A 13,408-nucleotide genomic window follows, 5' to 3' on the forward strand; every position below is an offset into this window, starting at 1 on the left:
GTGGCGAAGCCCTGGCTCAAGCCCCTGCCGGATGGCGTGGAGCTGGCGCTGCTCATCCAGCCGCGCGCCTCTCGCACGCGCGTGGTGGGCGAGCATGATGGGCTGCTGAAGATCCAGCTGGCGGCGCCTCCCGTGGATGGCGAGGCCAATGCCGCCCTGGTGGAGTTTCTGGCCAAGCAGCTGGGCATCCCCCGAAGGCAGGTGGAGCTGCTCGCGGGTGACGCGTCGCGTCGCAAGCGGGTCGCACTTCGTGGAGTTGATGCCCCACAGGTCGAGGCTGTTATGTCTGGGGGAACGTGAGCTTCCTCCTGCGTTGGCTGTTGGTGCTGTCGGTGTTTCTGGGTGCCTCCCGGGCTGTGGCCCAGGAGGCGCCTCCGAGCGCACATGGCCAGGGAGAGCCCGCCCTGGTCCCCACCCCGCGGCCTGCGCTGGTGAAGGGCGATGTGAGCACCCCGCGCTTCCGTATCCTCTATACGGAGAAGTCCGAGGGCGTGGCCCGGAAGCTCGCCGGTGAGGTTGAGTCCGTGCGCGACGCGTTCGTCCGGGTGCTCGGGAAGGACTGGCAGGGGATCACGGAGATCCGGGTCGGCGTGAACCGGGCGGAGTACGAGGCGCTGGCGCTGCCTGGGGGCGCACCGCCCAAGTGGGCCGTGGCGCTCGCCTATCCGAGCCACAGCATCATCCTGCTGAACGCGCTCAGCCTGAGCGAGCCGGAGGGCTATGTCACCCTGAGGCACGAGCTGGCCCACGTGGCGCTGGGGCAGTTCTCGGACACCTGGCCCCGCTGGTTCCAGGAGGGAATGGCGCAGCACCTGACGGGCGAGCGCGTCAACGTCACCCACTACGCGGCGCTGTTCCGGGCGGTGACGCAGGAGAAGGTGTTCCACTTCGAGGATCTCTCCGTGGAGTGGCCGGACATGCCCTCGGATGTGGAGGTGGCGTACGCGCAGAGCGCGGACTTCGTGGCGTGGCTGGCCGGGCACCATGGCCCGAAGGCGATGGAGCAGTTGCTGGAGCTGGTGTCGAAGCACGAGCCGTTCGAGCAGGCCTTCGGCAAGGCGTTCCGGTCGTCCCTGTCCGTGGAAGAGGGGACCTGGCGCGAGGGGCTGGCCACGCGCTTCGGGTGGCTGCCGCTGACCACGAGCATGCAGCTGGTGTGGCTGTTGGCTCCGGCGATCTGCGTGGTGGCCTATGCCCGCCGCCGCAGTCAACTGGCCGCCCGCCTGGAGGCCATGTCCGCCGAGGAGGCCGCCGAGGACGCCGCGCTCCGTGTGCTGGCCGCCGAGGCCGCGCAGCAGGGCCTCCCTCCTCCGCCGGAGACCCTCCCTGATTGGGTGGAGCCGCCGCCGCCGCCGCCGGAGGAGCCCCGGGAAGCCGCGGAGGGCGAGAACCCTCACGATCCGCGGACCTCCAAGCCCACGCTCCACTGAGGCGCCCTACCCGCTCACCCTGCTCGCGAGCGAGGCCAGCACCGCCAGCAGCTCGATGGGTTCCACGGGCTTGGGCACATGGCTCTGAAAGCCCGCGAGCAGCGCGCGCGTCCTGTCCTCCACCCGCGCGTAGGCCGTCAGCGCTACCGCAGGCAGCCGGCCGGAGCTCCCCATGGGCAACGCCCGCACCTTGCGAATGAAGGTGTACCCATCCTCGCGCGGCATACCAATGTCCGAGACCAGCAGGTCCTGCGGCTCCTCCTGCAGGACGCGCAGCCCCTCTTGCGCGGAGGAGGCGGTGCGGACCACGGCCTTGCAGCCCTCGAGCATCGCGCGGAGCATCTCGCGCGCGTCGGCTTCGTCATCGACCACGAGGATGCGCAGGCCTGTCAGCTCCGGTGGACACGTAAGCCCGGCCCTCTCCGCCACTTCTTGGAGGGCGGGCGGCACATAGGCTTCTCGCGACCGAGCCACCGCCAGCGGCAGGCGCACGACAAAGACGGCCCCCTTCCCCTCTCCCTCGCTGGTCACACTCACGGAGCCCCCGTGCGCCTCCACGAGATGCTTCACGATGGAGAGCCCTAGCCCCAGGCCGCCCTCCTGGCGTGTCGTGCCACCGTCCTCCTGCCGGAAGCGCTCGAACACATGCGGCAGAAAGTGTTTCGGGATGCCCCGGCCCGTGTCCGCCACCGTCACCTCCACGGACGAGTCGCGGCGCTCCAGGAGCACCTGCACCCGGCCTCTCTTGGGCGTGAACTTCACGGCGTTGGACAGCAGGTTCCACACCACCTGTTGCAACCGCGTGGCATCTCCCATCACCCCGCTCGTGGAGTCGAGCGCGGCTTGGAGACGGATGTCCCGGGCCTCGGCCGCGGGGCGCACCGTCTCCAGCGCCTGCTCCACCACGCTCCGGAGCTCGACGAATGACACCTCCAGCTTGAGCTTGCCCGCGAGGATGCGGCTGACGTCGAGCAGATCTTCGATGAGCTGCGCCTGGGTGCGCGCATTGCGCTCCACCGTCGCCAGCGCCCGCTCCCGTTTCTCCTCGGACAGGTTGCCTGTACGCAGGATCTGCACCCAGCCCAGAATGGCGGCCAGGGGCGTCCTCAGCTCGTGCGAGACGGTGGCGAGGAACTCATCCTTCAGGCGGTTGGCCTCCTCTGCCTGGGAGCGCGCCGCCTGCTCGCGGCGGAGCAACTGCTCGCGCTGCTCCTCGGCCTGCTTGCGGGCCTCGATGTCGATGACGCTCCCGATGTACCCCAGGAACTCTCCATTCGGCCCGAACCGAGGGCTCGCCGCGTCAATGGCCCAGTGGTACGCGCCGTCCTTGTCTCGCAGGCGGTACTCGATCCGGAACGGCTTGTGCTCGCGGTTGGCGGCCAGGAAGACGGCCTCCGAATGCGGCGCATCCTCCGGGTGGATGGCCTGCAGCCACCCCACCCCCAGGCCCGTCGCCTCTGTCTGGCCGGTGAAGTCGTACCACTGCTGGTTGAGGTAGGTGCACTGGGCTTGGGTATCGGTCACCCAGAGCATGACGGGCGCGTGGTCCGCCATGTTCCGGAAGCGGGCCTCGCTCTCCTGCAGCTTCGCCTCCGCCACCTTGCGCTCGGTGATGTTCTTGAACACGAGCGCCACCTGCCGCAGCTCGGGCGCGCCCACGCGGTTGGCGTACACCTCGAACCAGCGCCCCATCGCCGGCGCATGGTTCTCGAAGCGCAGGGCCTCGCCCGTCAGGGCCACCTTCCCATAGAGAAGGAACCAGGACTCATCCAAGTGGGGGACCATCTCGCGGGCCGTCTTGCCCACGGCGTTCCTCAGCCCCGTGTGCTCCTCGAACGCGGCGTTCGTCTCCAGGAAGCGGTAGTCAACGGGCCGGTTCGACCGGTCAAAGAGCAGCTGCAAGAGGCAGAAGCCATCATCAATGGACTCGAAGAGCGCGCGGTAGCGCTCTTCCGTGACCCGCCGCTCCTGCTTCTGCTCGACAGGCTCTGGTGGATCGCTCACGGAGTCTTCTCCTCCGGCAGCAGCACCAGGGCCAACCAGTAGGCCATCATCTTCTCCGCCGTGTGCTGCAGCGCGTCGGCGTCCCGAGGCTTGGGCACGAACGAGCTCGCCCCTTCCTGGTACATGGACTGGACGTTGCGCGGATCCGTCGCTCCCGAGAACGCAATCACGGGGATGGACTTCAGCCGCTCCTCGCGCTTGATGGCCTCGAGCACCTCATCCCCGCTCATGTCCGGCAGGTGGTAGTCGAGCAGGATGAACGCAGGCCGCGGCGCCTCCGCCTTCTCCGAGTGCTTGCCGCGCAAATGCAGGTAGTCCAGCGCGCAGGCCCCCGTGGTGCACCGCTTGATCTCCAGCGGCAGCCTCAGCATCTTCACCACCCGGTGGAGCGCCTCGGCATCCGCGTTGTTGTCCTCGACCAGCAAAATGGGCAGCACGTCCATCACACACCTCCAGCACTCGGGCCCAGGGTGAAAAAGAAAGTGGTTCCCTCGCCCGGCGTGGACTCCAGCCACACCTGCCCGCCGTGGCGCTCGATCACCTGCTGCACGATGGCCAGGCCCACGCCCGAGCCTCCGCCATATGCCTCTTCCGCGTGCAACCGGCGGAACATCTCGAAGACGGCCTTGTGGTGCTTGGCTGGGATGCCAATGCCGTTGTCTCTCACGTACAGCGCGAAGCCCGCCTCGGCCTTGCCCGAAGGCACCACCGAGTCCGTGAAGCCGATCTCCACCCAGCGCTCAGGCTTGTCGTTGTACTTGGCCGCGTTGGAGATCAGGTTCGCCAGCACCTCGCGGATGCGAAGCAAGTCGCAGCGCACCGTGGGCAGCCGCCGGGGAATCCGCACCTCGGTCTTCGTCTCCTCCAGGCGGCCCCGCAGGGTCGTGACGACGTCCTCCACCAGCTCCTGCAGATCCGTCTCCTTCACCGACAACTGGATGCGGCCCATCCGCGAGTAGTGGAACAGGCCCTCGAGCAGCTCCACCATCCGCACGCCCAGCTTTTGGATGAAGGACAGGCGCTCGCGCGTCTCGGGATCCAGGCGGTCCCCGGCGTCCTCGATGATGAAGCGGGTGTAGAGCTGGATGCCACGCAGCGGCTCCTTCAGATCGTGGCTCGCGATGTACGTGAAGGCGTCCAGCTCCTCGTTGCTGCGCGCGAGCTCCGCGTTGAGCCGGGCCAGCTCCGACGCCTTGCGCAGCACGACGCCCACCATGGCGCCGCGGAACTCCTGCGCGGCCACCACCTCCTCCGATTTCCACCGGAGGGCCGTGTGGTGCACCGTCTCCTGCCACGCCGCGAAGGACTTGCGTGGACTCAGCCGCACCCCCTCCTCCACCGGCTTGTGCGGGTTCCCCGCCCACGTGATGCTCTGGAGCACCTCGGGACGGAACCAGAGCACCCACTGCGTGGCCGGCGTGGACAGCGGCACGGCGAGCAGGCCGCTCGCCACCTCCGCGAAGGCGGCCGCGGGCGGGTAGGTGCCCGGCAGCGAGTCCGTCTGGAACAGGCTCTCCCCCGCCACCTGGCCCAGCCAGTTCACCAGCTCCTGCGTCTGCGCCTCCGAAGGCGTGCGCCCCACCGAGGCCCGTCCCTGCTCCAACCAGACCGTGGCACCGCTCGCGGACACGACGTCCAGCAGGCTCGGGGTGCCGGAGCTCAGCCCCTCCAGGAAGCGCTCCTCCCGGCTCATGCGCTGAACGAGCTGGGCCTGGATGGCGCCATGGCGCGCCTGGGCCTCCGCGTGCGCGCGCTGGGCTCGGGCGGAGACCTCTCCCGAGAGCAGCTGCCCGATGAACTCGCACGCGGCGCGCTCCTCATAGGAGAGCCACCGGGCCGCCAGGTGGTGACAGGCGATCAGCCCCCACAGGCGCTCGCCCTGCATGATGGAGATGGACATGGAGGCGTTCACCTCCATGTTGCGCAGGTACTCCAGGTGGACCGGCGACACGCTGCGCAGGGTGGCGAAGGACAGATCGAGCGGCTTGTCCGGCACCGCCCCCCGTGCGGCGACGAGCGGCACCGCGGGCGCCCGGACGTTGGGGATGAGGCGCAGCCAGTTCTGCTCGTACAGCCGGCGCGCCTGGGCAGGAATATCCGAGGCCGGGAAGTGCAGCCCGAGGAAGCTGTCGACGCCCTCGCGCACGGCCTCGCCGATGACTTCCCCGTGCCAGTCCGCGTCGAAGCGGTAGACCATCACCCGATCGAAGCCCGTGACGCACCGGATCTCCTCGGCCGCGGCCCCGCAGAGCTGCTCCAAGGTGGCGGCGTTCAAGAAGCGCGTCATGGACATCCGCACCTGAGCGAAGAGATCCAGCGCCCCCACGCCCCCCTCCGCGTCTCGCGCCTCCACCTCGAGGATGACGACCGCCTCCTGGCGGTGCAGGAGCGCATTGACCGGCCGCGCCTGGGCGCCCTCTCCCAGCGTCAGCCGCACGGGGTTGGCGGTGCGCAGCTCGACTTGGCCCAGCGCGGCCTGGACACGGGCCCAGGCCTCTCCCGGCAGCACAGCGGACAGCGGCCTCCCCAGCACCTGCACCGCCTCCTGGCCAAACCACTCGGCCGTGTTGGCGCTGGCCTGAACCACCGTGAAGTCCGGTCCTCGCAACGCCAGCAGCGCCCCGTGGGCCTGGATGGTGCCTGGAAGATGGATGGGCTCCCGATCACACGCGCTGAGATCGACGGAGGCAGAGACGTTCATGGAGACCCCTCGGCAGCAGCCAGGCTCGCGCAAGGCGGAGCGTGCCGCGGCAAGCGCACCTCGAACCGGGTGCCCTCTTCCTCGGTGGAGGACACCTCGATGTGGCCGCCGTGGGCACGAACAATCTCGTGCACGATGTAGAGGCCCAGACCCAGGCCTTGCGAGAGCCCGCGATCCCGGTGCCCCTCACCCCGGCGAAATGGATCAAAGAGATGGGGCAGTAAGTCCCCGGGGATGGGAGGACCGTCGTTGTGAACCGTGAGGAACACTCCGTCCGGCGTGCCCCGGAGCCATACCTCGACGGGACCACCGGGCGTCCCGTACTTGAGCGCATTGCCCATCAGGTTCTGCACCACCTGGGTGAGCCGGCCGGGATCCCACGCCCCGTAGCCATCCCCGTCCATGCGCACCCGGACGCGCCCGCCTCCGTGGTGAACCAGTTCCACCTCTTCGCTCACCTCTCGCACGAGCGCAAAGAGATCGAAGTGCTGGCACTGCACCGGAATGCCCCCACCGAGCCGGCTGCGGGTCAGATCGAGCAGGTCTCGGATGAGGCGCTCCATCCGCTCGGCCGCCACCGTGATGCGCGTGGCTCCTCGGCTCACCGCCTCGGGCTGCTGAGTCCGGTGCAGCACCCGGGCCTGCAGGAGAATCGCCTGCAGCGGCCCTCGCAGATCGTGCCCCACCACCCCCAAGAGGCGCTCTCGGAACTCCTCCGTCCGCCGCCGCTCCGTGGCGTCCCGCACCACCAGCGCGTAGCCCCGCAGGCCCCCCTCCTCATGGTGCAGGGCGCTCATCGTCATGTCCGCCCAGAAACGGCTGCCGTCCTTGCGCTGACACCAGCGCTCGCCGGTGAAGTGCCCCTTCTGAGCCGCCTCGGCCAGCTCTCCCCGGGGATGCTCCTCCTCCTCGGGGGCGAGCAGCAGGCGGAAAGGCTGCCCCAGCGCCTCGGGCTCGCTGTAGCCCGTGACGGCCTGCGCCCCCGCATTCCACGAGGAGATGCGCCTCTCCGCGTCCACGAAGAAGATGGCATGACCCTTCACGCCCTCGATGACGAGCCGGAGCGTCTCCCGTGACTCCAGCAGGGCGCGGCGCTGGCGCCCTCGCTCCAGGGCGAAGCGGACGGTGCGCGGCAGTTGCTCGTACGCATCGAGCGTCTTGGGCAGGTACTCCTCGAGCCCCTCGGGCACCGCCTCCAGGACCGTCTCCTCGCGGGTGGTTCCCGTCAGCATGATGACGGGGATGCCCGGGAGCCGCAGGTGAATCCTGCGCAGCAGCTCGAGGCCATCCGCCCAGGGCAGGTTGTAGTCCAAGAGGGCCAGATCGAACCCGCCCTCATCGAGCGCCCGCTCCCACTCCTCCGCCGTCGCCACCTCGAGGATCACCACGCCCTGGAAAGCACGCCGCAGGGTGCGCGCCGCCATGAGTCGGTCCGCCGCGCTGTCGTCGACCACGAGGACACGCAAGGGAGTCGGAGCGCTCAACGCGAACCTCCCTCGGGAGAGCCCGCCGGCGCCTCGCGCGGCAGTTCGACGATGAAGGTGGCCCCATGCTCTGGCTGGCTCTCCACCGAGATGCGGCCGCCCAGAGCCTCCACCACCTGACGGGTGATGAAGAGGCCCAGGCCCATGCCGCCGTAGTGCCGTTCGGACACGCCCCGCTCGAACTTCTCGAAGACGCGCGGGAGGAACGTCGGTTCGATGCCAATCCCCTTGTCCCGCACCACCAGCCGCGCCCCCTCCTGAGTCTCCTCCACCCGCAGAGAGACCGTCCGGCCCGCACCGAACTTGAGTGCGTTGGACAGGAGGTTCGTCACCACCTGCTCCAGCCGCAGCACATCCCACCGGCCCACGACGCGCGCTGGGGCGTCGATCTCCATCGGGCAACCCGCCGCGAGCGCCTGCGCCTCGAAGCCCAAGGCCACATCCCTCACCACCGCCGCCAGGTTGACGTCCCGCTCATGCCGCAGCGGCAGGCGGCCGCTGGAGATGCGGGTGGTATCCAGCAGGCTGTCCACGAGGGCCGCGAGGCGCCGCAGCTGGCCGTCCGCCGCATCCAGGTGCCGCTTCAACCGCTCCGCCGTCTCCGGTGTCAGTGCCCCCTTCAGCTCCTTGCGAATGAGCTGCTGGCGCAAGGCCAGCGGCGTGAGCGGCGTCTTGAGCTCGTGCGCGGCCACCGAGAGGAACTCCTCGCGCAGGCGGACCGCCTCGCGCAGCTCCGCCTCGGTGCGCTTGAGCGCGGACATGTCGATGCTGGCGCCCACCCACTCGCGCACCCTCCCGTCCGGCTCGAAGAGCGGCATCCCCCGGACGCTGAAGGGCACGTACACCCCATCCTTGCGCCGCAGCCGGTACTCCGCGCGGTACGCCGTGCGCTGGGCAATGGCCTGCTCCCAGATCGCCAGGCTGCGCTCCCGATCCTCGGGGTGAATGGCGTCCATCCACCCAAAGCCATGGTGCTCGGCCTCGCTCTGGCCGGTGAACTCGCGCCACGCGGGCGAGTCCTCGGTGGCCCGGCCCTGGGCATCCTTCGTCCACACCAGCGTGGCCGTGGCCTCCACCAGCGAGCGGTAACGATCCGCCTGCCGCCGCTCCGCCTCCAACGCCTCGCGCGCCCGCAGCTCCAGCGCCTGCTTCTCGCGCCGCAGGCTGTCCAGCTCGCGGTGCATGAGCACGAGCGTGCTCACCTTGGCGCGCAGGGCCTCCGGCTCCAGGGGCTTGTGCAGGTAGTCCACCGCGCCACTCGCGTACGCGCGGACGACGGGCGCCTCCTCCCGAGTTGCGCCCGTGAGGAAGATGATGGGAATGCGCCGCTCCGGCTCGCGCTCCTGGATGAGGTGCGCCGTCTCGAAGCCATCCAGCCCTGGCAGCCGCACATCCATGAGGATGACGGCAAACTCCGTCTCCTTCAGGTGAGAGAGCGCCTCCTCGCCCGAGGAGACCTTCGTCAGGCGCTGTCCCAGCGGCACCAGCGCCCGCTCCAGCGCCAGCATGTCCGCCACCTGATCTTCCACCAGGAGGAGGTCGACGGGCCGTACAGCGTCCGGCGCAGCTTGGATGGACAATTGGCTCATGGGCTACCCTTCTCCTCGGGCATCCGCACGGACTCCGACACAACGGACACCTTGGGCATGGCCACTTCCTAGAACGCCTCCGGGTCCAGGGACTTTGTTCGTTTTCATGAGCTATCGAGGAGACAACGGTTCGCACGGCTGCCCGGTGTGGAGCACAGGCCACAGAGAGGGGGGGGAAGATGTGCCCTGAACTCGCCTGGAGCAATGCCTGAGGCGCTGGGCACGAGCCGGGTCTGGTAGGGTACCTACCTGGGAGGTCACCCGTTCTTGCTCTTACCTATTACCTTGGCCCTGGTGCCCTTCCTGCTCGGGGCACCCCTGGCGCAAGCCCCAGCGGCCCCGGCCCGTGAAGCGCGTCGGCGCTCTGTCTCCTGGGCCGGCCAGCCCCTGGAGGTCCGCATTGCCACAGGGGTCCGCACGGTCCTGGTCTTCGCCGCTCCTGTCCAAGGAAAGGCCGTGGAGGTGGACCGGACGCGGATCCAGGTGGTGGATACAGGCGAGCGGTCAATCATCCTCGAACCCTTGAGCGAACCCCGCCCGGGTGAACGCTGGACGTTGCGCGTCCCCTGGGCGGAGGGCAGGACACCCGAGGCGGCCGAGTTCGCGCTGGTGGCGCACCCTTCCGAAGTGGACACGGAGCTCGACATTGCCCGGCTCCAGGTCCCAGCCCCCGCCTGTCCGGCGCAGGCCGAGTGCGCGCCGTGCTCCGCCCCGAGTGCAGCGGACGCCATCGCTTCCGGCCTCATCGACAAGGACGGCGTGCAAACCCTGGCTTTTAGACCCTTCAAGGAAGCTGCGTCCGGCTTCGAGTCGACTGCGGGGGTGTCCTATCGCGCGAGCACCTGGGTGCTGGTGGATGTGGAGATCATCCGCCCCCCTCGGCACCTGGCATGGAGCCCTGTCGGCGCGACCCTGACGAGCAAGACCGGAGAGGTGCGAGTGCGCGCCATCAAAATAGAGCCAAACAAAACCTCACCAGAACGCGTCCGGCTGTTCGCGGAGGCGGAGGTGCCACCGCCCAGCGCGGGGCTCAAATTCACTTTGCACCTGAACGGTCCGGCGGGAGCACCTTCTTTCTCGATTCCGAGCGTGCAACTGCCACCCGCCAAGGAGGTCCAGCCATGATCGGAGCGATGGAACTTCAGCCCGGCACACGTGTAGACGGTTGGCAGATCATCCGAGCCCTGCGCACGGGCGGCTTTGGTGCCGTCCACCATGCCGAGCAACACGGGAAAGCCTGTGCGCTCAAGGTCGCGCTCCACCGGGAGCAGAGCGGCGACACGGGCAAGACCCACGCGCGCGCTCTGCGCGAGGTGGCGCTGCTGCTGACGCTGGATCATCCCCACATCATCAAGCCTCGCGGCTACGGGTACCTGCCGGATGGCCGCGCGTTCTGCGTGCTGGAGTATGTGGACGGCTGGACGCTGGGAGACTGGCTGGAGCGCACGCACCCCACGTTTCGCGAGCTTGCGAGCGTGTTCGCCCAGTTGGCCGGAGCCGTAGAGTACATGCACGCGCGGGGTGTGCTTCACCGGGACTTGAAGCTGTCCAACGTGATGATCCGCAGAACCGGCGAGCCGGTGCTCATCGACCTGGGCTGCGCGACCTCCCCGAATGCCGACGAGCTGACGGCCACTCCCTTGCCTCCGGGAACCGAGCGCTACCGCTCGCCCGAGGCGCACGCGTTCCTCTCCAAGCAGGGCCGCAAGCCTGGAGCGCGCTATCCGTTCAAAGTGGCGGATGAGCTCTTCGCCGTGGGCGTCATGCTCTACGAGCTGCTCACGGAGCCGCTCCCGACGAAGGCGAAAGCCCACGCCGGTCTCGCGGATCCCGTGGGCCTTCCCGCGTCGCGAACGGTGAACCCGCGTGTCCCCCCGGCCTTGAGTGCGCTCGTGGAGGACTTGCTGGCGCGCAACCCGGCGCTCAGACCCGAGAGCTTCGAGGCGCTCCAGCGCAGGTTGGCGGAGCTGGCCCACCATCCCGGTCCGGAATACGCGGCGGAGGTGCACTTGCCCTCTGCGCAGCGCCAGCCCTCACCCGTTGACGCCGTGCAGGCGGTGGGGCTCGCGGCTTCGGAGAGACAGGGCTGGCGCAAAGTGCTGGCCCTGGCTGACCAGCAGGCAGCCCGCCTCCGCTCCTGGCTCCAGCCGCATGGGCTCTCCGGCTTGGAGGCTGCCTCTCGCCCGCATGGGCGCAAGCCTCTGGCGCTCGTGGGAGCCGTCGTGATGGCTGTAGTGGCAGCCACATGGCTCACCCAGGGCGAGCGCCCTCCACCCGCACCCGCGCGGAGAGAGGCCACCGCTCCCACCATCCCGGCTGCTCCGGCGCTTCCTCCTGAGGATACCCTGCCTGTGTCTGCTCCCGCTCTCACAGCCGCACCGAAGGAAGGATCCACCGTGAAGCCCCAGCCGTCCGATGATCTCCCGTCCTCCCGTACCGCACGCGCCCCGAAGTCAGCCCCCGCCCCGGGCTCCCCCGGCTTCGCGGCCTGGTGCAAGACCCTCCCTTTGGCAATGGCTCTCTCGCACGGGTGCGCCTCGGTTCCCTTCAAGGCCGAGCTCCTCGAGTGTCCCCCCGGGTCAATTCAAGCCATGAAGAAGCTGGGCTGGGATTTGGGGCGCGATAGGTTCATTGTCAGACTCGACGAGAGAGGCCCGGACCGTGGCGCGTTCACGTTCACGCTGGGCGCCCCGATCATCGGCGTCGTGCCGGACAGCGCGCCCGGCCAGGTGAAGGCACCACCTGGCACCCTGTTTTACGGGCGGGCCTACATCAACGACGAGGGGAGGGAGGACTCCCCCCTCGGAATCCTCCGCATCGTCTACGACCACGTCGAGTTCCCGGGCCAGAGAAAGTACCCGGTGTGTGCTGTCTCGGGCCTCAACCCGATAGAGGCATTGAAGGACGGCACAGCGACCGCGTTCGCCAACTCGACAGTCATGCCCCTCGAAAGATGGAACCCGCAGGCAATGCGACAATAGGAGCGTCCCCATGGCCACTGCCACAGGTCCCCAGAGGCCCGAGGGCCTCATCCTCTTCTCCCTGGGCGACTTCTCGTATGCGTTCCTCCGAGTCCTGGAGACGACCCACCACGGCGAGACCGTCCTGACCGTGCAGCAGCGCTCCCGGCTGGGCCCCGAGGGAACCTACCTCGCGCGAAGTCTGCCGCTGGTCTCGCCCAAGTACGACGCGGAAACCCAGGCCCGGATCCGCGCTCGGCTCGAGGAGGAAGCACGGCTCGCCGCCTACCTGGATCATCCCAACATCGCCCGCGTGCTCGGGCGGACCGTGTCCCAGGGCGTGCTCTACATCCTGTCGGAGCGGGTGACGGGCGCACGGCTCGACACCTGCGTGACCGCCGCAGTCCTGCGGGGAGTCTCTCTGTCCGCGGGCTTTGCGCTCCACGTGGGCGCCGAGGTGGCGAGTGCGCTGCACCACGCGCACACGCGCACGGACGAGCAAGGCCGCCCGCTCGGCATCATTCACCGGGACGTGAACCCGGCTCGCATCTACCTGCGGCCCGACGGGACGATCCAGCTCACGGACTTCGCGCTCGCCCGGTCGCTGCTGCCGGGCCGGGTGGCCACCTCGCTGCCGCGTCCGCAGGGAGATGCCTACTTCGGCGCCCCCGAGGCCCTTCTGGACGAGCCGATGGATGCGCGCTCGGATCTTTTCGCGCTCGGGCTGGTGATGCTGGAGCTTGTCACCTCGAAGGGGCTCTACAGCACGCCCACGCTGCGCGCGTCCGACTTGGAGGCGGCGCTCACGCCCGAGGCACGCGCGAAGGTGGTGGCCGCTCACCACATCGCCACGGTGGCGGACCTGCCCGAGCAAGTCGACGACTTCATCCTGCGGGCCGCCACGTACAGCGCGCAGGACGTCGAGGAGCTCACGGAGGAGGTGTTCCCGCCGCTGCGCTCCATCCTCCGCACGCTGCTCCAGCGGCGCCCGGAGGATCGCTACCCGTCGGCGGCGGCCTTGGAGGACGCTCTGCGCCAAGGGCTGGCGGCGTGGGGAGCACCGTATGGGGCCGCCGAAGCCCTCGCGGAGGTGCGGCGCATGTCGTCAGCCTCGCGGGTGAACCAGGACGTCGGCGTTCCCACTTTCCAGGACTCCGGGGCGCCCGCGTCGGACAGCTCCAGTTCGGCCCAGTGGCGCGCGGAGGGTTGCTCGGAATAGCCGAAGCACCGCCAGGCTGCT

Annotated in this window: 10 protein-coding genes; 5 read left to right on the plus strand and 5 right to left on the minus strand. The window is 69.1% G+C overall.

Annotated elements, in window-relative coordinates; all coding sequences use genetic code 11:
* Nucleotides 1-300, plus strand: coding sequence for a DUF167 domain-containing protein (locus DB31_RS11310; RefSeq protein ID WP_083968130.1), 300 nt, complete (start codon nt 1-3; stop codon nt 298-300).
* Complete coding sequence (locus tag DB31_RS11315; protein WP_420806680.1) at nt 297-1,430, plus strand: peptidase MA family metallohydrolase; 1,134 nt, start codon at nt 297-299, stop codon at nt 1,428-1,430. Before DB31_RS11310 ends, DB31_RS11315 begins: the two co-directional genes overlap by 4 nt.
* 6 nt (nt 1,431-1,436) lie before the next feature.
* Here DB31_RS11315 and DB31_RS44710 read toward each other — a convergent pair whose 3' ends face one another.
* The 5 genes from DB31_RS44710 to DB31_RS11340 are packed head-to-tail and all read right to left on the minus strand — an operon-like array spanning nt 1,437 to nt 9,208.
* Nucleotides 1,437-3,434, minus strand: a complete 1,998-nt coding sequence (locus DB31_RS44710; protein ID WP_205628489.1) for a PAS domain-containing hybrid sensor histidine kinase/response regulator — start codon at nt 3,432-3,434, stop codon at nt 1,437-1,439.
* Complete coding sequence (locus DB31_RS11325; RefSeq protein WP_044186044.1) at nt 3,431-3,877, minus strand: response regulator; 447 nt, start codon at nt 3,875-3,877, stop codon at nt 3,431-3,433. Before DB31_RS11325 ends, DB31_RS44710 begins: the two co-directional genes overlap by 4 nt.
* Nucleotides 3,877-6,135: an ATP-binding protein gene (locus DB31_RS11330; RefSeq protein ID WP_044186045.1), complete on the minus strand. Its 2,259-nt coding sequence runs from the start codon at nt 6,133-6,135 to the stop codon at nt 3,877-3,879. The genes DB31_RS11325 and DB31_RS11330 overlap by 1 nt, the downstream gene beginning before the upstream one ends.
* Nucleotides 6,132-7,619 carry a sensor histidine kinase gene (locus DB31_RS44715; protein WP_157231919.1) on the minus strand — a complete coding sequence of 496 codons (1,488 nt, stop codon included), beginning with the start codon at nt 7,617-7,619 and terminating at the stop codon, nt 6,132-6,134. The genes DB31_RS11330 and DB31_RS44715 overlap by 4 nt, the downstream gene beginning before the upstream one ends.
* Nucleotides 7,616-9,208 (minus strand): sensor histidine kinase, encoded by a 1,593-nt coding sequence (locus tag DB31_RS11340; RefSeq protein ID WP_075305948.1) that lies wholly within the window; start codon nt 9,206-9,208, stop codon nt 7,616-7,618. Before DB31_RS11340 ends, DB31_RS44715 begins: the two co-directional genes overlap by 4 nt.
* 267 nt (nt 9,209-9,475) lie before the next feature.
* Here DB31_RS11340 and DB31_RS11345 point away from each other — a divergent pair, with 267 nt between their 5' ends.
* From DB31_RS11345 to DB31_RS11355, 3 genes are read left to right on the plus strand one after another with little or no spacing between them, the layout of a single operon-like run.
* A complete protein-coding gene (locus tag DB31_RS11345) occupies nt 9,476-10,333 on the plus strand; it encodes a DUF2381 family protein (protein ID WP_044186046.1) in 858 nt (285 codons plus the stop codon).
* Entirely contained in the window at nt 10,330-12,189 is a 1,860-nt protein-coding gene (locus DB31_RS11350; RefSeq protein WP_044186047.1) for a serine/threonine protein kinase, read from the plus strand. Before DB31_RS11345 ends, DB31_RS11350 begins: the two co-directional genes overlap by 4 nt.
* 10 nt (nt 12,190-12,199) lie before the next feature.
* Nucleotides 12,200-13,387 carry a serine/threonine-protein kinase gene (locus DB31_RS11355; RefSeq protein ID WP_063769206.1) on the plus strand — a complete coding sequence of 396 codons (1,188 nt, stop codon included), beginning with the start codon at nt 12,200-12,202 and terminating at the stop codon, nt 13,385-13,387.
* Nucleotides 13,388-13,408 lie beyond the last annotated feature (21 nt).

It is taken from the genome of Hyalangium minutum, assembly GCF_000737315.1.
Classification (GTDB): Bacteria; Myxococcota; Myxococcia; order Myxococcales; family Myxococcaceae; genus Hyalangium; species Hyalangium minutum.